This window comes from Ferdinandcohnia sp. SAFN-114, assembly GCF_059415045.1.
Map to the genome: position 1 here is coordinate 107305 of NZ_JBPFDQ010000002.1, position 23964 is coordinate 131268.

General features: G+C 36.8%; 23 protein-coding genes and 1 pseudogene. 15 read left to right on the plus strand and 9 right to left on the minus strand.

Annotated features, from left to right (window positions below; all coding sequences use genetic code 11):
* The first annotated feature begins 476 nt into the window (after window positions 1-476).
* From ACR65M_RS01285 to ACR65M_RS01310, 6 genes are all read left to right on the plus strand, one after another.
* Entirely contained in the window at window positions 477-1679 is a 1203-nt protein-coding gene (locus tag ACR65M_RS01285; RefSeq protein WP_121445139.1) for an iron-containing alcohol dehydrogenase, read from the plus strand.
* Window positions 1680-1860: 181 nt separating this feature from the next.
* A complete protein-coding gene (locus ACR65M_RS01290; protein ID WP_121445138.1) occupies window positions 1861-2622 on the plus strand; it encodes an NERD domain-containing protein in 762 nt (253 codons plus the stop codon).
* A gap of 141 nt (window positions 2623-2763) precedes the next feature.
* On the plus strand, window positions 2764-3423 hold the full coding sequence (locus ACR65M_RS01295) for a hypothetical protein (RefSeq protein WP_440272356.1): 660 nt from the start codon (window positions 2764-2766) through the stop codon (window positions 3421-3423).
* Window positions 3424-3591: 168 nt separating this feature from the next.
* Complete coding sequence (locus ACR65M_RS01300) at window positions 3592-4602, plus strand: DUF3231 family protein (RefSeq protein ID WP_121445136.1); 1011 nt, start codon at window positions 3592-3594, stop codon at window positions 4600-4602.
* 158 nt (window positions 4603-4760) lie between these two features.
* Complete coding sequence (locus tag ACR65M_RS01305) at window positions 4761-5273, plus strand: GyrI-like domain-containing protein (RefSeq protein WP_246006328.1); 513 nt, start codon at window positions 4761-4763, stop codon at window positions 5271-5273.
* A 398-nt stretch (window positions 5274-5671) separates the two neighbouring features.
* Entirely contained in the window at window positions 5672-6547 is an 876-nt protein-coding gene (locus ACR65M_RS01310; protein ID WP_121445135.1) for a YitT family protein, read from the plus strand.
* Between the two features lie 128 nt (window positions 6548-6675).
* Here the strand turns inward: ACR65M_RS01310 and ACR65M_RS01315 are convergent, their stop codons facing one another.
* The 5 genes from ACR65M_RS01315 to ACR65M_RS01335 all read right to left on the minus strand — a co-directional run bounded on the left by ACR65M_RS01315 (window position 6676) and on the right by ACR65M_RS01335 (window position 11170).
* Entirely contained in the window at window positions 6676-7308 is a 633-nt protein-coding gene (locus ACR65M_RS01315; protein WP_121445501.1) for a LysE family transporter, read from the minus strand.
* A gap of 178 nt (window positions 7309-7486) precedes the next feature.
* The gene (locus ACR65M_RS01320; RefSeq protein ID WP_121445134.1) at window positions 7487-8656 is read right to left on the minus strand and encodes a Ger(x)C family spore germination protein; all 1170 of its coding nucleotides are present in this window, start codon (window positions 8654-8656) and stop codon (window positions 7487-7489) included.
* 1 nt (window position 8657) lies between these two features.
* The gene (locus ACR65M_RS01325; RefSeq protein ID WP_440272357.1) at window positions 8658-10082 is read right to left on the minus strand and encodes a spore germination protein; all 1425 of its coding nucleotides are present in this window, start codon (window positions 10080-10082) and stop codon (window positions 8658-8660) included.
* A 2-nt stretch (window positions 10083-10084) separates the two neighbouring features.
* A complete protein-coding gene (locus tag ACR65M_RS01330) occupies window positions 10085-10525 on the minus strand; it encodes a hypothetical protein (RefSeq protein ID WP_440272358.1) in 441 nt (146 codons plus the stop codon).
* Window positions 10526-11170 (minus strand): GerAB/ArcD/ProY family transporter, encoded by a 645-nt coding sequence (locus ACR65M_RS01335; protein WP_440272359.1) that lies wholly within the window; start codon window positions 11168-11170, stop codon window positions 10526-10528.
* Between the two features lie 308 nt (window positions 11171-11478).
* Here ACR65M_RS01335 and ACR65M_RS01340 point away from each other — a divergent pair.
* A pseudogene (locus ACR65M_RS01340) lies at window positions 11479-12027 on the plus strand (RraA family protein).
* A gap of 321 nt (window positions 12028-12348) precedes the next feature.
* On the opposite strand, the gene ACR65M_RS01345 reads toward ACR65M_RS01340, so the two are convergent.
* Complete coding sequence (locus ACR65M_RS01345) at window positions 12349-12615, minus strand: hypothetical protein (protein ID WP_121445131.1); 267 nt, start codon at window positions 12613-12615, stop codon at window positions 12349-12351.
* Window positions 12616-12712: 97 nt separating this feature from the next.
* Window positions 12713-12877, minus strand: coding sequence for a DUF4177 domain-containing protein (locus ACR65M_RS01350; RefSeq protein WP_121445130.1), 165 nt, complete (start codon window positions 12875-12877; stop codon window positions 12713-12715).
* Between the two features lie 307 nt (window positions 12878-13184).
* Between ACR65M_RS01350 and ACR65M_RS01355 the strand changes: the two genes are divergently transcribed.
* From ACR65M_RS01355 to asnA, 6 genes are all read left to right on the plus strand, one after another.
* Window positions 13185-14342 carry a Gfo/Idh/MocA family protein gene (locus ACR65M_RS01355; RefSeq protein WP_121445129.1) on the plus strand — a complete coding sequence of 386 codons (1158 nt, stop codon included), beginning with the start codon at window positions 13185-13187 and terminating at the stop codon, window positions 14340-14342.
* 17 nt (window positions 14343-14359) lie between these two features.
* Entirely contained in the window at window positions 14360-15088 is a 729-nt protein-coding gene (locus ACR65M_RS01360) for a ThuA domain-containing protein (protein WP_121445128.1), read from the plus strand.
* Window positions 15089-15124: 36 nt separating this feature from the next.
* Window positions 15125-16222 (plus strand): Gfo/Idh/MocA family oxidoreductase, encoded by a 1098-nt coding sequence (locus tag ACR65M_RS01365; protein ID WP_121445127.1) that lies wholly within the window; start codon window positions 15125-15127, stop codon window positions 16220-16222.
* Between the two features lie 313 nt (window positions 16223-16535).
* On the plus strand, window positions 16536-17210 hold the full coding sequence (gene queC / locus ACR65M_RS01370) for a 7-cyano-7-deazaguanine synthase QueC (protein ID WP_121445126.1): 675 nt from the start codon (window positions 16536-16538) through the stop codon (window positions 17208-17210).
* Between the two features lie 47 nt (window positions 17211-17257).
* Window positions 17258-17797 (plus strand): VUT family protein, encoded by a 540-nt coding sequence (locus tag ACR65M_RS01375; protein ID WP_121445125.1) that lies wholly within the window; start codon window positions 17258-17260, stop codon window positions 17795-17797.
* A 242-nt stretch (window positions 17798-18039) separates the two neighbouring features.
* Window positions 18040-19041, plus strand: coding sequence for an aspartate--ammonia ligase (gene asnA, locus ACR65M_RS01380; RefSeq protein WP_207899820.1), 1002 nt, complete (start codon window positions 18040-18042; stop codon window positions 19039-19041).
* 68 nt (window positions 19042-19109) lie between these two features.
* On the opposite strand, the gene ACR65M_RS01385 is transcribed toward asnA, so the two are convergent.
* Together ACR65M_RS01385 and ACR65M_RS01390 are read right to left on the minus strand one after the other, a co-directional pair.
* On the minus strand, window positions 19110-19730 hold the full coding sequence (locus tag ACR65M_RS01385; RefSeq protein ID WP_121445123.1) for a DUF3298 domain-containing protein: 621 nt from the start codon (window positions 19728-19730) through the stop codon (window positions 19110-19112).
* Window positions 19731-19826: 96 nt separating this feature from the next.
* Window positions 19827-20666: a serine O-acetyltransferase gene (locus tag ACR65M_RS01390; RefSeq protein WP_246006327.1), complete on the minus strand. Its 840-nt coding sequence runs from the start codon at window positions 20664-20666 to the stop codon at window positions 19827-19829.
* Between the two features lie 200 nt (window positions 20667-20866).
* On the opposite strand from ACR65M_RS01390, the gene ACR65M_RS01395 reads away from it, so the two are divergent.
* On the plus strand, window positions 20867-22693 hold the full coding sequence (locus ACR65M_RS01395) for a MotA/TolQ/ExbB proton channel family protein (protein ID WP_121445121.1): 1827 nt from the start codon (window positions 20867-20869) through the stop codon (window positions 22691-22693).
* On the plus strand, window positions 22686-23372 hold the full coding sequence (locus ACR65M_RS01400; protein WP_440272360.1) for an OmpA family protein: 687 nt from the start codon (window positions 22686-22688) through the stop codon (window positions 23370-23372). Before ACR65M_RS01395 ends, ACR65M_RS01400 begins: the two co-directional genes overlap by 8 nt.
* Window positions 23373-23964 lie beyond the last annotated feature (592 nt).

A 23964-nucleotide genomic window follows, 5' to 3' on the forward strand; every position in this document is an offset into this window, starting at 1 on the left:
AGGTGGCATGCTGGGAGGAGTTTAATGGTTTGTCAAAAATCTTCATCAGCATTCCAGCAAGTTTCCGTTTCATTTGCCTCCACCAAAATGCAGTCTGAATTAATTCTTCTAGATTAATACTGTTTTCAATCCCCATTTTTTTTATAAATCTTGACAATATCTTCGGTACATACATTACCTACAGCTTTATTGGCAAATGGAATCCTTCAAATTCATCAATTGATGAATTACAACGATGAACTCCAGCCTGTGTATCCTGCAAAAAAATTGGGTTGAAATTTGTTGGGGTGGCGATTGGACGTCATATTTGCCAAAAAAAGAGACAAGATTTAGCCCTTCAAATATCTAGTAGTCTTTTAATAATAATTAATGAATAAAATGGCAATACGTAAATAATTGTTAAAATCATCGGATAGGAAATTAGGACGTGCAATTAGCTCAACCATACTCAGTAATAATAATAGGGAGGGGAAGACATGAGTTCAATATCAAGTGTTTATATGCCTAAAGCTATTTTTTATGGATCTGATTCCTTTAAACAATTAGGGATTGAAACTAGGAAACTAGGAACTAGAGTTCTTATCATTAGTGATAGGGTGATGGAGGATATTGGGTATGTTAATGATTGTAAAAATATATGCAATGAAGAAGGAATTGAGCATTCAACCTATTTGGATATTACATCCGAACCGACTGACATATTCGTTCATGAAGCTTTGAAAGTATTTAAACAAAATAATTGTGATGTCATTATTGCACTAGGTGGAGGAAGTTGTATTGACACAGCAAAAGCTGTTTCAGTAATTGCTACAAATGGGGGAAGTATTAGTGATTTTATAGGGAATAAAAAAATCGCTGATAAGAAGGCTGTTCCACTAATTGCAATTCCGACCACAGCGGGTACTGGATCTGAAGCAACAGATGTTACAGTCATAACAAATACTAAAAATGATGTTAAAATGATGATTAAACAACCGGCTTTTTTACCAGAAGTCGCTATAGTTGATCCTTTGCTTACACTTTCTTCTCCAAAACATATTACTTCAGCAACCGGGATAGATGCCCTAACACATGCAATCGAAGCATACATTTCAAGACGCTCACATCCATTCACAGATACCCTTGCATTATCGGCGATCAAATTGATTTACGATAACATTGAAGAAGCTTATAAGAATGGTAACAATATATTAGCAAGAGAAAAAATGTCATTAGGAGCCTTAAAAGCTGGCATCGCATTTTCAAATGCATCTGTTTGTTTAGTTCATGGAATGTCCAGACCAATTGGAGCTTTATTTCATGTACCACACGGAGTTTCAAATGCAATGTTGCTACCTGCAATATTAGAATATAGTAAATCAGCTTGCATTGATAGATTAGCTAATATTGGACTGTTAATTAGACCAGAGTTAAATGGTTACTCAAATGAAGAAATTGCAAATATCGTTGTAAGAGAAATAAAGCAACTTTGTTCGAATTTGAATATCCCTAATATGAAGGAGTGGGGGATAGACAAACAAGAATTAGATAAAGTAGTTGGAAAAATGGCGAAAGATGCTATTTCAAGTGGTAGTCCCGGAAACAATCCAAGAATTCCAACAGAAGATGAAATTATTGCATTATATGAACTTTGTTTTGATTACAAGATGAATGAAGGTGTTAATGAATCAACCTTTTAATTGGTCAATTTCATTTGAAACGGAAAGCCGAAGAAGTAAGAAGGGCCAAGTAGCTCTTCTTTTTTCACAGTAATATTTTACCATGTTTTTGCATTTTTTTGTAAAATATTGTGATATAATCTTGAAAAATAGGGAAAATTTGTTTTGGGAATTACTGTATCAACTATACTTGAGGTGAAATATGCTTGAATTTTTATTAATTTTTACAGTTGCAATCCTATTCATCCTAGGAATACCAAAAGTAAAAGGGTTCCTAGGAGAAGCATCAGTGCGTCTTTATTTAAACAAACTAGATAAAGAGAAATACCAGGTGTTCAATGATGTTCTCATTCCGTTAAAAAACAGAAAATCGTCACAAATTGATCATGTTGTAGTGTCTCCTTTTGGAATTTTTGTAATTGAAACGAAAAATTACAAAGGGTGGATTTATGGTGATTCTAAGAGCAAATATTGGACTCAGGTCATTTATAAACGCAAAGAGAAGCTTTATAATCCTATTTGGCAAAACTATGGCCATATTAAGGCATTGCAAGAATACTTAGGAATGGAGAACGAAGAACCCTATCATTCTATTATTTCCTTTAGTAACCGGGCTACACTAAAAAAAATTGAAACTAATAGTTCAAATGTAAGTGTCGTGTATTCTTCACGCCTTGTAGGTACTATCCTGGAACATAAACAAGTACATTTGTCTGCAGGAGAAACCAAGAAGATTGTTAATAAACTTGAGAAAACATTGAATGCTGATGGAGACAAGAAAAAGCAGCATGTTAAAAACATTAAAGATTCACAACGATTTTATCAATATAAAATTAACGCAAATATGTGCCCAAATTGTGGTTCGGAACTGGTCGAAAGAAAGGGAAAATACGGAACTTTTTTGGGTTGCAGCAGCTATCCAAAATGTAGGTTTGTTGAGAGTAACAAACAGGCAAATTTGTAATAGACAGCTTTTATTCGTCTTGTCTACACTGGCTACTAGTCAAAGCAGGCAAAAGGAGTTTCTATTAAATGGCAACATATTTTAGAATCCATAATAATATTTAGCCAAACATGTTATTGTAGAATGACAGGAGGTGTCCATGTGAATCAACAAAAGACATTACATATTTTAAATGGAATGGAAATGTATACATATTTTAAAAAGACTTCATTCTTAGAAGACGAGTTAATGATCCCGTTTAACGAAGCAATGTGCTATGGAAACACCTGTGAAGAATTATTTTCTGAAAAATTTACTGAGATACGGTCGAAAGTTCATCATGTTACACCTTCACAATATGCTGAAATTACCCTAAACCCATTGCAGCCTCTTTTTGATGGAGATTTTAATCGGATCATATTATGGTTTGATGAAGATATGTTTTGCCAGATTAATGTTCTCACCATTTTGGCTTGGTTAGACCTAACTGATTATAAAGGAGCAATCGAAATTCATATCGTCGGTGATGCTTTTCAAGCTGTGGATTCCTTTACATTAACGCCGAATGGATATTATAAACTCTACAAACAGGTAGTAATCGACAAAAAACTTCCTCAGGGTGTTTACCCAAATTCTCTACAGAAGGGGATTGGATTATATTTCAGTTATCTTACTAGTAATAGTGATCTGATGATGTATATTCAAAAGCATCAAGATATCCCAACAAATGAACTCGTTCAACTACTAATCCAACACTTTAAACATTATGGGTTGGGGGATACACAATACGTTGAAATTATTGAGGCCACTTGCAAACATTAAGCAATTTTATATGTTTTATAGATTCAATCAAAAAATAACGAAGGAATCTTGAATGCTAACTGTAACTTGTTTTGATGAAAAATTTGGGTATTCTTTCCTATAATCTGGGCAGTGTATTAATAGGATTACACAAGTGGGATATTTAGAATTAATTGGAGGTTGCAAGCATTGAGTCAGAAAAATCCTATTAATGTTTCAGAAGTAGGCACCCTTTGGCAGACATACTTAGAAAAGACGCTTATTATGAGGCTTTTGGAATATTTTATTGAAAAAGCGGATGATCATCAAGCTCGGAATATACTAGGAGGTCTGTGGCAAGAGCTAGATTTTTATGTGAAAGAGATGGAGGAAGTTTTTAAGGAACAAGGTATGGTAAAACCTGTAGGGTTTACAGCTGCAGATGTCCATTTGGATGCGCCTAAGCTGTATGACCACGGATTTGATATTATGTTTGTTCGGGTTTTAAAGGAAGTTAGCATGGGTTTATATACTTTAAATATGAACATGTCTTACAATAAAAGAGTGATGGCTATCTATGAAGGTCTTACATCGATCACCCAAAAAATTTATAAACTTGCAACTGCATATTTACTTGAAAATGGGATACTTTCTCCACCTCCATTCGTTACCATGCCGAAAGAAGTAGAATTCATTGAAACAAAGAAGTACTTAGAGGGCTTTAAGATTACCGGTGATAAACGAGCATTTAATAGCCTCGAAGTCGGATTCCTTCATCACACACTCGAATCTAATAATATAGGGATGCAGCTGATTACAGGGTTTGCCCAATGCGCTCAAAACAAAGAGGTGAAACAATACTTTCTGAAAGGGAAGGAACTTGCAAAGAAGCAAATCAAATTCATGGAAGATATGTTACTAAAAGCAGATATTCACCTTTCTGCTAACTCTGGTGCAACGGTCACGAAGTCAACGGTACCTCCTTTTTCGGATAAGTTAATGATGCACTGCATTTATATTCTCAACGGATTTTCAATTGTTGGATCAGGAAGTGGTGTTTTTTTCAGTTTACGGAATGACATTGCCATGAAATCAATGATAATTGCTAAAGATATCTACTTATATGCAAGAGAGGGAATCGAACTTAAGATAAAAAACGGTTGGTTTGAAGAACCTCCCCAAACAGAGAACAGAGCAGAAATTATAAAGGGGAATGAATAAGTCGTAGGGGAAATAACGAACCTTGGATGATAATTAGAAAATATGTACATAAAAGTACGGAAGGCGTTGATCCAAGGAGGGATTAACGCCTTATGTGGAAATATTTATACTACAGAACGGGATTAAAAAGAAGCATTTTATGTTATAGGAGAATTATGATGCTTTTGGGAAAGGTTGTAGATATAGTGAGCTATGAAATTATTACATTACCAGGCTATCGGGCAGTAGGATTAAGATGGGAGGGTACATTTTCTGAGATTGTACCTAGTTTGAAAAACGTGATTCGACAAGTTGAAGAACGTGTTAAGGAGATAGATCACAAGGTAAATCCAAATGTTCAATTAGGTCTATCTTATCATGTAATTGAAAATGGATTTGTGCACTATGCAATGTATGAAGTAAGTGATAAGCAGGAACTTCCTAAAGGGATGATCGAAATAGAAGTTCCTGAACTAACGTATGTGAAGACCACACATAACAAAGGGGAAGATATAGAACAGACATATACGGATCTACATAAATGGTTATTTGATAGTGAGTATATCCCATTTAGGGAAGAGGGTGTAGATTACTATGATCCATATATGCCAATAAAACATGAACGTTATCCAGTTGATCGTGACCCTATTGATCCGCATTTTGATATCTATATTCCGATTGTCAAAGAATAATATATTCTTATTATCGGAAATGATTCGAGTACCTAAAGGCAACAATTGAAGGTTTTTAAAAGTCTTTCGAAAAAGGCAGGGTTATTAATAAGAATCTCCTTCGAAACGCTAATCCGTAATTATAGATACCAAATACACCCAAAATGTAATCGTTCCGATCACAGTATCTACACGATAAATTAGTAAATTTTATCCAATGTCCTTAGAAAAAAGGCTTTATCAATTCATATAATATGACACGATGTCATATTTTTATTGACAAGTGACATGGTGTCATATAAAATTTTTATTGTAAATGACACTGTGTCACTACATTGTGAGTGAATATGGTTTAGAAAAGTAGCCCATAATGTACGTTAATTGAAAAATAAGAGATTAATTGGGAAAGAGGACATAATATGGAAACCAATTCTAAGCAAAGAGGAATGAAAGGGCTTAAGACGGTTGCGCGAGCATTAACCGTTATGATCGGGGCATTTATAACTGCATATGGACTGGAAGCGATATTAATCCCAAACAACGTTTCAGATGGCGGTGTAACTGGCCTGAGTATCGTTGGATCACAATTAATGGGAATTCCTTTAGGCCTATTAATTGCAGTATTAAATATTCCATTCATATTCCTAGGTTATAAACAAATTGGGAAAAGTTTTGCTATTTATTCTGTTATTGGAATTGCTTCATTAGCTTACGGGACAAGTATTATGCATCATATTCCAACCATTATTGAGGGAGATACACTGTTAGTAACTGTCTTTGGTGGTATTATCATCGGTTTCGGTATGGGATTGGCTTTACGAAATGGCGGTGCATTAGATGGCATTGATATGTTAGCTGTATTGCTATCAAGAAAATTACCTTTTGGGACAAGTGACCTCATTTTATTCTTAAATTTATTTGTATTTATCATCGTATCGACTGTTTTTGGGCTACAAGGCGCCTTCCTATCGGGAATTGCTTATTTTATTGCTTCCAAGGTGATCGAAACTGTTGAAGAGGGGTTAAGTGGTTCTAAAAGCTATAAAATTATTACAAGTGAGCCTGAATTAATGGTAGAAACAATACGTGACCGTTTAGGTAGAAGCGCAACATATAACCTAGCTGAAGGCGGTTATTCAAACGAAAAAATCAAAGAAATTACTTGTATTATTAACCGTTTAGAAGACAGTAAAATGAAAGAAATCATTTATCAAATTGATAAGCATGCCTTTGTTGTTGTATATGATGTAGCGGAAGTTAAGGGTGGCAACTTTAAGAAAAGGGACATACATTAATAAATATTGATTCCATGTATTGTTTCGAAGGTAATGAGTGGATCCCTTTGTGAGAAAATATCGATCGGATTGAAAAGGTGAATTTTAACTAGCTAAAAAGTACCATACTTTAAAAGAAGTATGGCACTCTAATTATGAGCCTTTTCTAGGGCGAGTTTGATTCCGAATCCAACCAGGATCGTACCTGTGATTGCTTCAATGATCTTCTGTGATTTAGGTTTTTTCATAAAGGCACTGACCTGGTTGATTAGTAAGACATAGAGAAAAAACCAGATAGCGGTCAATACAGTATACGTAATTCCCATCAGGAGAAATGGAATGAACGTGTGGTTTCCTGCGTCTACGAATTGAGGTAAAAAGGTTAAGAAAAAGACAGCAACTTTGGGATTTAGGATATTGGTTAGGAACCCTTGTTTAAAACAAGATGTATTTGCAAACTGTCTTTTTGCGTTGGAATCAATGGTGGCAGCTTCTTCCTTCTTCCTCAATGACCATAACGTTTTAATCCCTAGATAAATTAAGTAAATAGCCCCTACATATTTGAATGCAGAGAATAACAATGCGGACTTCACAATGATTGCTGAAAGTCCGAATACAGCAGCAGAAGTATGGATAAGGAGGGCACAACACGTGCCTAAAGCCGTTTTTAGGCCTCCAATTCTCCCAACTGTAAGAGTATTCTTTGTAGCAACGGCAGTATCAGGACCAGGTAATATAATTAGAAAAATACACATAAGAACAAACAGATAAAAGTTTTCCATTTCCTTATCCCCATTCTTATTAAGGTCAGATATGTAATTCTTACAGTATATTATATAGAATGCGTGTTGTTTATTGAACAGAAATATTTGTTTAATTGATTTGATTTTTAAGATTTTATATAGAATTACAACCCAAAAATACAAAAACTCACCAAAAACGGTGAGTAAATTTTTTGAATCATTCCTTAATCTCAATTTTACGATTTTTAAATGAACCTGAATGCTCTAATTTGATATGTGCTTCAATCGATTTTATACTATCCTCGCGAAGTAATGTATCTTGACTTTTTAGCTTTTTCCAATCAGCATTATACTTTCGGAAAAGCTGATGTTCGAAGTTTAAAAAATCGATATCATGCTCCAAACCTAATCGATATAATTGTCTGATTTCAGAAATGATGCCTTTTTGTACGTATTCTTCCATGGCATTTACATGAAGTGTGTTGTTTTTAATGCGATTGCTGACAATCGCGTTAGCCAGAAAAAGGACTGTAAAGCGAAAGTTTCCGTTTTGTTCTTCGGGAATGATAGTTACCGATTGGTCTTCAAGTACCGCAATAAATTCTGGATTTCTTTCATTGGGTAAAAGTAAGGAGGCACGTACAGTTTCAGGAGCTATCCACCGCATGCCTTTTAGTTTCTCATACGGAAAATAGCCTTTGTATTTCTGGTTATCGAGAAAAAATGCTCCATCAATCGCTAGTTTTGCCTCATCTTTTTTATTTTTCTTCCATTGTTGGTCATCGATCGTGAGTGATGGAATATATGTAGTACGACCAGGATCAAAAAACTCACGTGCAAATTGATTTAATTTTAGCGGCCTAATGGTCGATCTTTGTTCGTATGAACTTTCTGGACTATGAAGAATCGTATTTAATGAATTTTGATTAAAGAATCCATTTGTCGATAAAATATCCAATATGGAGTTCTTTGTCCCAAAAATCCATGGAGTAGGGCGAAACTCATAATATCGTGTTAAACCATCAAAGATACTATCCATCCCTTGTTCAAGTGCATTTTCACTCAGAACAACAGCTGTCACATGTGCCCAAAGAAACCGTTCTTGCGAAGTATGATATGCTTTGAAGAATGCATCAATAAAGGTTTTTCCGCTTGTTTGAGAGACATACACTTGAGGTGCCCCTCTATCACCGTTTTCTGTTTTTGCGACAGAGGTTAATCCAATCATCTGAATCGAGACATAATACTCCCCATCTCGGTAATCAACACCAATAGCAGTAGCAAAGTTTTGATTTTCAATTTCTCCTATGTCATTTTCACAAGCTGTTAAAACGAAAAGACATAGTACAATTTTTATTAAGCAAACTATCATTGTTTTAAGTTTCATGCTATTTTCTCCGCTTCTGAATGAATGAGATTCCAAATTTTTTTCGGTCAAGTGGATTCAAAAACAGGGCTGCTAAGTATTCTTTGAATGTTAAGGAAGCAACGGGTTCAAGATAGGCTACTTTTAAAGACTCTAATGTTGATAGATAAATAAGAACGCTAAAAAATCCTATAAAAAGTCCGTATATTCCTAAAAAAATAGAAAGTAACAAGTTATACACCCTTAGGATACTGACGGTTCCAACCAATGATTGATTCACAAGTGTGTAGCTTGCGACTGCTGTTAACGCAATGACTACAATCATCGTGGGGGAAGCAAGACCAGCTCGAATCGCTGCATCACCGATAATGATACCCCCGACAATCGAAACTGTTTGTCCAAGAACAGTTGGCATCCGAACTCCTGCTTCTCTTAATATCTCAAACAACCCAAGAATAAATATTGCTTCCAGTCCAAGTGGCAATGGCAAACCTTCACGGGAGACTACGACGGTTGCTAATAGGGCAAACGGTAGTTGGTCAATATTGACAGAAGATAACGAAACCCAAAAGCCCGGTAGGAAAATAGCGACGATTAAGCCAATGATCCGAATAAGCCGTCCAAAGAGAACAAAATAGTATGGAAAATGCACATCTTCAGGTGATTTTATTAATTCAAAAACATTTATTGGACCAATCAATACAGAGGGTGAACCATTTACAATAAGAAGGAATCTTCCGCGTAACATACATTCAATGACATAATCAGGACGTGTCACATAATCAAATAAAGGAAACAAAGAGAACGAACGATCAGATAGCCATTGCTCTAATTGACCACTGCTGACCACGCTTTCGCTTTGAAAGTCCTCGAGTCGCTTCCTGACTTCCTCAATGATTTCCGGGTTGGCTTTATCATTCAAATAAAGCAGAGAAACCTCTGTTTTACTTAGCGAACCAAGGGTGAAAGATTCGGAATAGAGCTGATCGGTCTTCATTCTTTTACGAATCAATGAGATGTTGACATTCATCTCTTCAGTAAAGCTATCTTTAGGACCCTTAATCGAAACCTCTGTCGTTGATTCTTGCGGTTTTCGTTGTGGCACATTGCTAATATCGAATACATGAAAAAACGGGGTACCTTCCCGATAAACAATTAAAGAACCAGAAAACACAAGATTGACCATTTCCTTCATGGTTTTTATATGTTGGACTGGTGGAAGATCTTCAGAATGACTGCGAGATTCTTTTTTTTGGATGCTCAGTAGAATTCGATTAAAGTATTCATTTAACTGTTTGGAATCCAGCATGCCTTTACAATAAAAAGCTTGAATATAATCATTATTTTCGATTGGAATAAATTCAATATCAGCATAATGACTGAAAAAACATTTAATCACACGGTTAGTCAATATTCCGTTTTCTAACAATTCGTCTAATTGTGTCATGTTCATATCCGCAGGGTTCCTTTCTTCTTCGGCAAATAGCTAATAATGAATAAAGCAGTTAACATGAACACCGCACTAATAAAAGCAGCGGGATAAAAGTACCGTCCGATTAATGTTTGAACCCACATGTCACTTAACGGAATTAATGTCAGTAATCCTAATGAAAGCGAAGCAACGATGAATATATGCTTTTTTTTCACTGGTTGTAAATGACCTTTCACCATATCTGAAAGAAGAAATAATCCTAATGAAACACGGATGAGTTCACCGCTTAATAATTGAAACACCGCTAAAAAATCTACATGTGAAATATAATTCCCCAAGGTAATAAGTCTCCATTGTTCAAAAGCGGGGAACCGCATATCTGATGCAACTGCTGGGCCAAATGAAGACAAAGATCCCATGGTAGGGCCAAGGATCAGAATAACTAAAATGGTAATCAATTAAAAAAGGTTACCTTTTGTAAACGACTTTTTTAAGTGGTGTTGAATGAGCAACAATACAAGGAAATCTGCACTTCCTCCAAGAATAATAATGCTTCCTTTAATAACGGGTTGATATCCTTCAACAAGAACAGGGAATAGATACGAATAATCTTTTTCTTTAAGAGTAAAAGTTGCTACAAAAATTCCAAGCATCCAAACAACCGGCAATAAAACCGCGGAAGTATAAATAATTGATTTTAAGCCAGTATAGGCGGACCAAATACAAATCAAAAGGAAAGGGAGCATCACGATAAACGATGGTGTTCTCGGCAGAAAATAAATATTAATAGATTGGATCAGATCATAAAAAGAAATGGCAGTTATCGTGAAAACATAAACCCAAAGGAAGGCTATTAAGACACGAGATATAGCGGCGCCTGCACGTTCCGTAATCCAGTCATAAAGACATATTCGTTGTTCGTTTTTTTTCATAATCAAATAAAGAATATATCCCCAAAACAGTAATAAGACATAGGCAACAATTGCACATAGCCAGGCATCCCGTCTTCCCGTACTAAGCAAATGAGGCATGATGAGCACATGATTAGAAATTCCAATAAAAAGAATAAGGACAAATAATAACTGAGTACGTGAGAAATACATTCTTAACACCACCAAATTAATTCCCGATGCTGTTAGGATTTGTTTGTGTTACCAAATTATGCATATCGTTAGTAAGGGATAAAACGAGTACGAAGTATATTCAACATGGTTTAACGCCTTTTTTCGTATAAATCATACAAGTCCTAAATATTATCTATTAAATGGTTGTGAAATACGGACTATAGATGAAGGGAGAAGGAACTTGTATGGGAAATGTAGGATTTCGGATTCAGGGTGAGTTTGATAGACCACCTCGTAGACTAGTTGTTGCTTTTAAAGGGATTCCGGTTTCAAATATTGTAGATAACATGAACCGGACATCCTGTATTGGTAGAAAAATAAGGCCATACAATTCAGCACCACTCATTGGATGTGCTTTTACAGTTAAAACTAGACCAGGTGATAATTTGCTGCTACATAAAGCAATTGACTTAGCCTCTCCTGGCGATGTCATTGTGGTTGATGGGTAGGGCGATATCACTAATGCCCTAATTGGTGAATTAATGATTACCTGGGCACAAAAGCGAGGAATCGCCGGGTTTATTATCAACGGAGCGAATCGCGATGTGGGAGTTATTAAACAAATGACGATTCCAGTGTACGCAGTGGGTGTAACGCCGGCTGGTCCGTATAAGGATGGCCCGGGTGAAATCAGTATTCCGATTTCTTGTGATGGTGTAACCGTCCACCCAGGTGATATTTTGGTTGGTGATGACGATGGTATTGTGGTCATCAATCCTAATGATGCACCTGAAATCCTTGAGAAAACCCGTAAAACGGTAGCAAAAGAGGCTGAAATAATGGTGGCAATCAAAAAGTACATGGGACAGAACGTGGGTGGATGCAGCGCTTCTTGAAAAGGGGTGTGAGTTTATTGATACTACTAAAAGATAAAGGCAGTTTTTGGTAACACAAGTGTATTAAATTCGAGAAAGAAGTATTAGATGTGGATCAACAAATGTAGGATTAAAGCATATAAATTCGAAATCATGATCAGTGAGTAAAATAATTTTTTTAGAACTGCTCTCAATAAGAGTAGCTTTTTTGGGGGAGGACCTTCATTTTATACTGACATATAATAGTAACCTAATCGTTTTTTTGTTCAACAAACGCACCCAGATCATTTAGAAAAATGCATCTTCATTTATTTTAGATATTCTATTGTTAGTATACTAAGACTATGAATGCAAAACACAATGGATAAAATATTTTGCATTCTCTGCGTCTTTTTTTCTTACAGAAACAATATATTGTTTTTCGTAATTTTTATTCATTCCGAAACTTCCAAAGTTTCCTCTTATGGTACCAGGACCCAACCAATTTTCTGAAGGGTCAAAAATTTTATAGGTATATTTAATGTTTTCTCTTTTAAGTATTGCTCTTATTTTTAGTAATTCTTCCATTGAAAATCCTATATAAACATCTACTAAATTAAAGAAAACCATATCCATCCCCCTTAAATACTTACAATATATACTTTGCTTTTTATAAATATTTCGCAATGTTAGCATAAGAAGTGATAGTAAGGTCAAACACTAAGAGCTAAGAAATTTCTCTCTTAAAGTAAAAAATTGTTCCATTAACACCTGTTAATTCCCAACCTTCTTTACCAAGTGAATTCAACTTTTTAGTCATTGCTGTATTAAAATCAATATCGTTATTCAACTGAATCTGGATGTTTTCGATTTTATATTCAAATTGCTTCATCTAAGAACCTCCTTAATTATTTGCTAGGGAATCTTATTTATATTACGATCCATATTAAAAATGGTTTCACCTTCAAATATCTACTTGTTAATAAAATACAAAAGCTCTTATTTGTTTCTATTTTTTGATTAGATTTCCTTTTATTTTCTAATTTTTTATTTAAAAAGTTCTTTTATTAACTTTTTCAATATTAACTTTTGTTATATTTATACATTTCCTTAGCAAATGATTGTATATGTAATTGTAAAGATATGTTTAAATAAAGTAGAGTAGACTTACAAAGTATATGTCTGAAAGGGAGGAAACTATGAAACAAGTAAATATCGGTATGATAGGTTATAAGTTTATGGGGAAAGCACATAGTCACGCCTATCGTGATCTTCCGTTGTTTTTTCCAGATCGGCTTCGTCCTGAAATGAAAGTGATATGTGGCAGAAATCAAGAAGCGGTTGCAAAGGCAGCTGCACAGTTTGGTTGGGAAGAGTATAAGAGTGATTGGCGCGCACTTGTTGAACGTGATGATATTGATTTGATCGATATTAATGCACCAAGTGATGTACATAAAGAGATTGCGATTGCTGCTGCTGAAGCGGGGAAACACGTTTTTTGCGAAAAACCGTTAGCGCTTACACTACAAGATTCTAAGGAAATGCTGGCGGCTGTAAAAGACGCGGGTGTCAAGCATATGATTGGCTTCAATTACCGTTTTACTCCGGCTGTTAGACTTGCGAAGAAACTGATTGACGAAGGTGCATTAGGGGACATTTATCATTTTCGTGCTTGGTTTCTTCAGGATTGGTTAGTGGATCCGAATTTTCCACTTGCTTGGAGACTTCAAAAAGAGATTGCGGGTTCTGGTTCACATGGAGACTTAGGCGCTCATCTCATTGATTTGTCCCATTACCTAATCGGTGATATCACTGAGGTGATTGGTATGAGTGAAACTTTTATTAAAGAAAGACCATTACCAACCAATATGACAGGGCTATCAGCAACAGGGAGTACCCAAGGGAAAAAAGGTCCAGTAACAGTCGACGATGCCACATTATTTATGGCGCGATTCGCTAATGGTGCATTAGGTAGTTTTGAGGCAACTCGTTTTGCAACAGGGCATCGCAGTACGAATTCGTTCGAAATTAATGGTAGTAAAGGGAGCGTTATTTTTGATTTTGAAAGATTGAATGAGCTTCAGGTTTATTTTACGGATGACAGAGAGGATGCTCAAGGTTTCCGTCGTGTTTTAGCAACAGAACCGAGTCACGACTATATTGACCGCTATTGGCCAGCAGGGCACACGATTGGCTATGAGCATACATTTATTCATGAAATCGTAGAATTTATGGATGCGATTCAAGAAGATCGTCAGCCAGTGCCTAATTTTGAAGATGGTGTTAAGTGCCAAGCGGTCTTAGAGGCAGTGGAAAAGTCAATTGAAAAACGCCAATGGATTACAATATCTGAATGAGTAAGGAGCGTTCATCTATGCAAAAAAAAGCATTAATTGTTTGGGGTGGCTGGGATGGTCATGAGCCGGAACAGGTTGCCCAGCTTTTTAAAAACATGTTGGCAGAAGAAAACTTCCAAGTTGAGGTCTCACATTCACTAGATACATATGCTGATGCTGAAAAACTACAATCACTAGACTTATTGGTTCCTCATTGGACAATGGGGGAGATTGAGAAGAAATATGTTCTAAATATTTCTCAAGCGGTAGCCAGTGGAGTTGGCGTTGCTGGTTGTCACGGGGGAATGTGTGACTCATTCCGTAATAATGTCGATTGGCAGTTTATGACGGGGGGAAATTGGGTGGCTCACCCCGGTAATGATGGGGTTGAGTATATGGTGAATATCAAACATAGTTCAAGCCCATTGCTTGAGGGCTTGTCTGATTTTAAAGTCGTGAGTGAACAATATTATCTTCACTTCGATCCAGCTGTGGAAGTATTAGCCACAACGAGATTCCCGGTTGTAGATGGACCACATGCGACTAATAAAGCAGTCGACATGCCTGTTGTTTGGACAAAACGGTGGGGGCAGGGAAGAGTTTTTTATAGTTCTTTAGGTCACCATGCCGATATCATTGAAATGCCGGAAGTGTCTCTTATTATGCGTCGTGGATTTTTATGGGCAGCAGAAGGAAAGCAACTGGCTAATGAACGAGCAGATTCAGGAGATGTGCGGACATATACAGGTATGGGAGATAGTCAGTAAAAGGGAAATCACGTACAGAGCGTAAGGGGGAAGAATATGAGTAAATTGAAACTTGGCATTATCGGATGTGGAACCATTAGTTCAATCTATTTGGAAAATCTTCAAAAATATGAACATCTTGAGCTAGTGGCTTGTGCCGATATAGATGTGGCCCGCGCAAAGCAGCAAGCAGAAAAATTTGGAGTCCCTAATGCATTTTCAGTTGAGGAGCTATTGGCGGACGATGAAATTCAGTTGGTGGTTAATTTAACAATTCCTCGGGCGCACGCGTCAGTTAGTCTCAAGGCATTAGAAGCAGGTAAGCATGTGTATACAGAGAAACCACTTACTGTGTCCCGTGAAGAAGGGAAACAAATTTTAGAAGTAGCCAAGAAGTCTAACCTATTCGTTGGTGGTGCTCCAGATACCTTTTTAGGTGCAGGTATTCAAACTGCCATTCATCTAATTGAAAAAGGTGAAATTGGTGTTCCGATTGGAGCTTCTGCTTTTATGATCAACCGGGGTCATGAACATTGGCATCCCGATCCAGCATTCTACTATGATCATGGTGGCGGGCCGATGTTTGATATGGGGCCCTATTATTTAACGGCATTGGTGGCATTATTAGGTCCAATGAAGCGGATAGCGGGTACAACAAGAATCAGTTATCCGGAGCGAACGATATTAAGCGAACCTAAGAAGGGGACAACAATTGATGTTGTAACACCAACTCATATTGCAGGAACCATTGATTTTGCTAGTGGTGCAATTGCAACGATTACAACAAGCTTTGATGCATTTGGGGGAACGTCATTACCGCCAATTGAAGTATATGGAAGTGAGGGAACACTTCTTGTCCCAAATCCAAATACATTTGGCGGACCAGTCAAAATCAGAAGAAAAGATGAAAAGGAATTTGTAGAAATTCCACTCGCTTTTGAAAATCCTACTAATAACCGAGGCATTGGTGTCGCTGATATGGCAAACGCGATTCTACATAATGAATCTTTCCGTGCAAATGGTGAGTTAGCTTATCATGTTTTAGAAGCCATGCATGGTTTTCATGATTCTTCGGATAGTGGACAGCATTATCAACTGGAGAGCACGTGCGAGAAACCGAAAAAATTCGACTTGTCGACCTATTCGTATATCTAATTAACTGTTAAAAGAGAATTATACCAAGAACGTCATTTCCCCCGATTGTAGTCTGAAATAGTAAACAATGTCGGGGGGGGTGTTATGTTTAAAATGTTATGTATGGAAATATATGGTGGGACAAGGGACCTGTCCCTGTGACCCAAAATTTTTGTACCACTGTATTGACTTTTGTGATACTATAATTTTTAGTTGAATAGAAAAATCCGTTTTTTAGCGGTAGAGGTTCTAGCACCCCTCTATAAAAAAACTAAGATGAAGCAGTACTTCTCTTGGGGTACTGTTTTTTCTTTTGTCGGAAGGAGTTTTAAACATGTTAAAAGATGAAAAGGCGGTAGTGGTATTTAGTGGTGGGCAAGACAGTACCACGTGTTTATTTTGGGCCTTAGAAACTTTTAAAGAAGTTGAGGTTGTGACTTTTAATTACAACCAACGACATAAGCAGGAGATTGAGTGTGCAAAGGCGATAGCGAGTGAGATAAGTGTTACCCAGCATATTTTGGATATGCAGCTTTTAAATCAACTTGCTCCAAATGCGTTAACTCGAAATGATCTGGAGATAAAGGAAGGAGAAGAAGGCGGGTTACCATCTACATTTGTACCTGGCCGTAATCTACTCTTTTTATCATTTGCTGCTGTTTTAGCAAGTCAAGTCGGTGCGAAACACATCATTACCGGTGTTTCCGAAACTGATTTTAGTGGGTACCCGGATTGTCGCGATTCGTTTATTAAATCTTTAAATGTAACGATTAATTTATCAATGGATCAACAGTTTGTCATCCATACTCCGTTAATGTGGTTGGATAAGGCACAAACATGGAAGCTTTCTGATGATCTCGGTGTCTTGGATATTATTCGTGAAAAGACATTGACTTGTTATGAGGGTGTCATTGGAGACGGCTGTGGTGAATGCCCTTCCTGCAAATTAAGAAAAAATGGATTAACTCTTTACCTTGAATCACGTAAGAGAGTTGAGGAATTCAAATAATATACAATTTATGTAAAACAACAAGAATGTAACTTAGGGGGATTATCATGAGAGTCATTTTATATCTTTTATCTATTATTCTAGCGAATGTGATAACAGCAGCTTTTCAACCGATGACACTAGGTGTTTTCATCGTACCGATGGGGACACTTCTAATCGGAGCAACATTTATTTTTAGAGACTTTGTTCAAAATCGTTATGGGAGAAAGTTGACTTACGTCTTTATATGTATTGCCTTGTTATTATCAGCGCTTGTATCATTTTTATTAGGTGATACATTATTGATTGTCTTTGCATCTGCGATTTCATTTTTACTTGCAGAAACAACGGACACTGAAATTTATACACGACTTAAGTTGCCAATGAGTTGGAGAGTTTTTTACAGTGGCTTAGTGGGTGGATTACTCGACTCAGCAGTCTTTGTCATCATTGGTTTAAGTCCACTTGGTGCTAACTTTTTGCCATGGGAAGCTGTTCCAGCCGCTATTATTGGTCAAGTTCTAGTGAAAACAATTATACAAGGGATTGGTGCGTTTATTCTTCATCAAATTAACCCATCAATGGATAAAGAAATCGTATCACAATAAGAGAATTTATATTTACAGGAAAAGCTTGGATTAGAATATTATATATCCAAGCTTTTTTATGTTTGTTGTGATGTAACTTACACATTTTTTTGCACTTTCCCCATACATTATAGAATTATAGAGCATTACTGTAACACTTTAGGGCGCTAGCACATAGGGTAATAAGTCTAATAAATGGAGGAGTCTACTAAAAAACGCGGACTCTTGCTTACATTCTCGGAGGTGAATGGACAATTACTTCTATATCATTACAAGGTGAATACAAATCAGTGTTGGATATTCTTCATACACAAGCTGCCATTAATGAATTAAAGAATTATTTTGAGAATACGTTTTCGAAGTCAATGCGTTTATTAAAGGTATCAGCCCCATTGCTGGTTCAGAATGGCGAGGGAATCAACGATGATTTAAATGGGTATGAGCGTGTCCTGTCATTTGATGCGGCTGATATTAAAAATAAAAACATTGAAGTGGTTCAATCGCTTGCGAAATGGAAAAGAGTAGCTCTAAGCAGATATGGGTTTGCAAAAGGAACTGGGCTATATACTAATATGCATGCGATTCGAAGAGATGAAAAGCTAGATAATCTCCATTCGATTTTTGTGGATCAGTGGGATTGGGAGAAGGTCATTTCCAAAGAAGAGCGCAATCTGGGGACGCTGAAGCAAGAAGTTAGAAAAATTTATCAGGCAATCAAGTCGACCGAACTCCACATGTTTGGTCTGCATTCGCAACTGACCCCGAAATTACCTAATGACATTTTCTTCATTACAGCCCAAGAGCTTGAGGATATGTACCCCTATAACACAACAAAGGAACGAGAATTTATCATAGCCAAAAAACATGGTGCGGTTTTCATAATGCAAATTGGTGGAGTGTTACGTTCAGGCGAGCGACATGACGGACGTTCTCCAGATTATGATGACTGGGCCTTGAATGGGGATATGCTCTTTTGGAGTCCATTATTACAAACCGCGATTGAAATTTCTTCAATGGGGATACGAGTCGATGAAAAAGCCCTCCTCAAACAGTTAAGGTCATCTTTTTATGAAGACCGGAAAGGATTACCTTATCATAAAGCAATCCTCGAAAAGAAGCTCCCTTATACAATTGGGGGAGGAATTGGGCAGTCACGATTATCTATGTTTCTGCTAAAAAAGGCACATATAGGCGAAGTTCAAGCTTCGGTATGGAATGAAAAAATCAGAACTGAATGCAAAAAACAGAATATCTTTCTGTTGTAGAGTGCAATAAATGGTAAAAGCTTAAATGGAGGAAAGGAACATTCCCCATTTAAGCTTTATTAAATCTATCAATCATTTGTCGCCATTCTCCCAAGGGGTCCATCTTCATCAATAATATCTTGAATGTCATAGACGGATATTGGAAACATCGGGAAACCGAATACATATGGTGTCAGGTCATACAGTTGAAAATAGAGGACTAGCGTTTTGTCAGCGATATAAAATTCTTGGTTTGGGCTTATCGTTGTGAATTCAGATAGTAAATCAATATTACGCTCTTTGATTTGTTCGGAAACAAGGGTGGATAATCTTTTTACATAATCACTGCCTGGTTTAAATAGATCCTTGAGATCGCAGCGTTTCCCCTTTTTAAGATCAAATGTTAATGATCGGATAAACGTCATGCCGTGGGCGGCCCTATCATGGTAGGTATAGTTTGTTTGTGTAAGGCTTAAAACCTGTCGCTGGTTATTTTTAATTTCGTAATATCCGAGCATCTCTGCCACGGTAGAGGGCATATTTCCAACCTGAAATGAAATCAGTCCTTGGGCTTGTTGTAGAATCGACTGGTTAATTAATTGCTGGAGTTTTTGATTCCGCATCCTTTCAACTTGAGGATAATAGACTCTTTTTTGAGGGCCAAATCTGACAGCTTGTGTTCTTATACTAACTGGAAATGAAATAGGCATACATCACAGTCCTTTTTTCCATATCATATTCTTAAAGGAAAAGAGTGTGAAAAAAAGGAAATTGCCTTTTATAAACTATTTCCTCAAAAAAGTAATCTATAGCATTTTATTTTGAATAACTGTTACGACCTTACTTCCAGCTGGAATGCTCCGAGTAAGCCAGACGTTTCCGCCAATAATGGAATCTCTTCCAATCACGGTTTCTCCTCCAAGAATCGTAGCCCCTGCATAAATGGTCACATTATCTTCGATGACCGGATGACGCCTTTTGCCACCTTTGATGATTTCGCCATTTTTATCGCGGTCAAACGAAAAGGCACCGAGTGTCACACCTTGATAAAGAGTTACATCGTTACCAATCAGGGTAGTTTCCCCGACAACAATGCCAGTTCCATGGTCCATAAAAAAACTATGACCAATTGTTGCACCAGGGTGGATGTCAATTCCTGTTTTACCATGTGCATATTCAGAAATACCACGAGATACTAACGTATATCCCATTTTATGAAGTTCATGAGAAATTCGATGAACAATGATTGAGAGAACACCTGGATAAGTGAGCGCAATTTCTTCATAGCTTTTCGCTGCAGGGTCTTTTCGAAATGCTGCATCGACATCCTTCATAATGATTGATCTTAATGATGGTAATAGTTCAAGAAAGGTATACGTGTCTTGATTAACGACATCCTCGTCGTTTTTATGTGATAAGATTTCCTGTAACAGGCTTTGAAGCTTTTCCAGATTGTTTAATTCGTACTCCATATTCCGTTCTTTACTTGTACAATAGTATTCTGGTAAAAGTACTTCTCTAATGGTGTCAATAAAAGTAGGAATCAGCTTTAAACTATGATTTAATCGAGAACACAAGTGTTTTTTTGTATTTCCGATTTCTGTATGCAATTTTTTATAGATATGTAATATGTCATTTTGTTCCATCTGTATCATCCTCATTTGTATCATTAATTATAAAGTAACGTAAAATTCAAATTATTGCAAAGCTATTACCTTATTAAAATTGTATCGTTCTAATTGGTTTGATATCACATCTCTTTTTTCATTCAAATGCATGATTTGTCCATTTTTCGAATAGCTATAAACAAGGTGAAAAATGGACGTGCAATGAAGGAGGAGAATGAATGGTTGAAGCAATCTTGAGGTTGTTTGTGAGTGAGCAGCAGGCAGAGGCTGTCTTGACTAGTCCACTGATTGAATTAATTTTTATGGCGCTTTTTGTGGGATTTGTGGTGGCAATCCTGGTTCATTTTACGTTGTACAGCAAACTTAGGAGAATTCGTAATTATATCCGTGACACCAATTCGTTAGAGATTGACCCACTGAATCGAATTCAGACGGATTTTGAACAAATGAAACAAAAGGAATCGGTGAAGGTGGAGACTTTTGTTCAGAATAAAATTTCCGGCTGGCGTGTGTTTAATGTGCCAGTTATCAATCTGATTAAAATTGTTCAGATGACGGTTTCCATTTTTATTTTAATAGGTGTACTCGGGACGTTCATTGGGCTTGCAATGTCACTCGGCAGCATAGACACAACCGGTGACATGCTAGTGGAGAATGTCGCAACCGTCCTTGCAGGAATTGACGTCGCATTTTACACAAGTATTGCTGGGATGGGACTTTCGTTGATTATGACGATTGTTACTCGGGTTGCGAATACGGAATTTATGATAACCGATATTATGCTTAAGACTGAGTCCATTCTAGAAGGAAATGAACAGGATGGAATGGGGCGTCTTATTGCTGTTTCGGAAACCATTAATACCTCTATTCTTGAATTACGGAACTCGAATCAAGAATACCTACAGAGTATTGTAAATTCGTTTAAAGGGTTTCAGGAGTATACAGTTGGTTTGCAGCAATCTGCGAAGGATTTGGCGAAATTTAATGAAGGGCTTACGGAAAATCTAAAACAGTTTTCGGCTATTTTTCATGGTGTGCAGGAATTAACGGAAGGCTTTGATCAAGGCGTGAAAAAGTTGAACCAAAACTTTGATCAATTGTTTATTTACTTTCAGAATATGGACCAGCGCAATGAAAAAATGAGAAGTGCTTTTACAGAAACCTATAAAAAGGTAGCGGAATTAACAGCTGATCAAAAGGAAACGATGAATCATTTTCAGCAGTCAGTGGTTGATATACGAGAGTATTTTTCTTCCATTGCCCAGAGGCAGGAAGCAATTTATGGTGCGTTTGATAAAATGAATGAACAAAGTGAGCACTCTATTAATTTAATGAAGGAGAACAATCTACAGTTTGAGCGAGTGTTTGGAACGGATGTAAGTTCTAAGTTAACCGATATTATTTCTTCAATACGTGACGTCCGCAATGATTTTAAGGCCCTTGGCAACTCGATAGGTCGCTTGCCTCATGCGCTTGATTCGATTAACAAAGCCCAAAGTGAATATAAAAATCTTTTAACCTACCGTTTTGATGAATTGACACAGTTTACCCATGAATTTAATTCGCATCTGCAGGTTCATTTGACAAATGCCCAGGCGATTGAAAGTTACCTGAGTGAAGCCTCGCGTTCAAATGAGCAGGTAGGCATGAAATATATGAAGTTATTAAATGAAATCAACCGGACCATTACACAAATGGGGGATTCCTTCCAATATAAAGAAAACCAGATTGACTCAAGTGTGAATGCTTTACGGGATACGCTTTCGAAATATGTAACAAATCTCGAGGGAACACTTGGAGAAAAACTCGATAAAGTAAGTCGAAATATTAATGAGTACATGCTGGAAATGAATGAGGCTGTGAAAAGAGAGTTTAAACAAATTGGTGAAATAACAGGGGATGTGGGCCAGAGAAATGCTCGCCAATTGCAGCAAACTTTGGGTGATATTGGTCAGGAATTCCAGCAGTTGAATCGGCAACTTCAATCAATTGCTCAGAGTACGGTTCAAGAAAACAGCCGGGTAAGGATTGGAACCAATGATTAGTAAATACCAAAGGCTTTTTCACCGTGAACAAGAGGAAAGTTCATTTTGGCCGTCATTCACCGATTTACTGACATCAGTACTGCTGTGTTTTATTTTGATTTTTATAATCATGATGGTAATTAAATCCTTTCAAGTTCAAGAAATGAAAAAAACAATCGATCAAATCATGGGTGTCAGAGTGGGGCTTATAGAGGATCTCAATCAAAAATTCAGCGACGCTAGCATTGAAATTGATGAGAAAACTGGGGCCTTGATTTTTAATACAGATATCCTGTTTGAGTATGACTCATCTGTACTGAAACCGGAAGCTTTTACGTTTTTGGATGAATTCGTTCCAGCTTACTTAGATGTACTCCTTGAAAATGGATATGAAGAGTATATTTCAGAAATTATTATCGAGGGGCATGCAGACAGGGATGGCACCTATTTGTATAACCTAGAACTTTCCCAACAGCGGGCATATAGTGTAGCAGAATATATACTAAGTAGTGAGTTTCCATATAAAAACATTCAGGAGCATCTAAAAACAAAGCTAACCGTAAATGGGAGGTCCTTTACCGATGGCCGCTCCGACTCCGATGGAAACTATAACGGCCAAGCCTCCCGGAGAGTCGAATTTAAATTCCGGTTGAAGGACCAGGAGATATTGGAGAAGACAAGAGAATTGTTGGGGAACTGAAGGGGATGCGGTATTGTGCCGTGTCCTTTTTTGTTGGGGTTGGGACACAGGAGGTCCCTTGTCCCAGATTTTTCAGTATTGGCTGCTCTCGCGATATATGCGCAGGCGGAAAAGTGGTGAGCGTGTACGGCAAGCTGGTCTCGCGATACGTCCTCTCAGAGACGAGCGTGTCCTGCTAGCTGGTTTTCGCTTGACAAGCTAGGGATAAAACAGATTAAGAACTTAATTAGAATAGGCTTAATAAAATTATAGTCGTTTTCGAAATTACTTTTTCCTTTTTCTTGGATTTTAAGAATGTAAATAGACTACTGATCTATCTAAAAGCATATGCAATTCATATTTTCGTATGCTTTTATTGCATTTTTCCTTATAAAACATGCACAAATGTATAATTTTTACAATTTATAACTCTTTTTAGTTCATTATTACCTTTATTTGGATTATGTGAATGAAAATATACTAGTAATCTATCTAAAAGCATACGCAAATCATATTTCTGTATGCTTTTATTGCATTTTTCCTTATAAAACATGCACAAATGTATAATTTTTACAATTTATAACTCTTTTTAGTTCATTATTACCTTTATTTG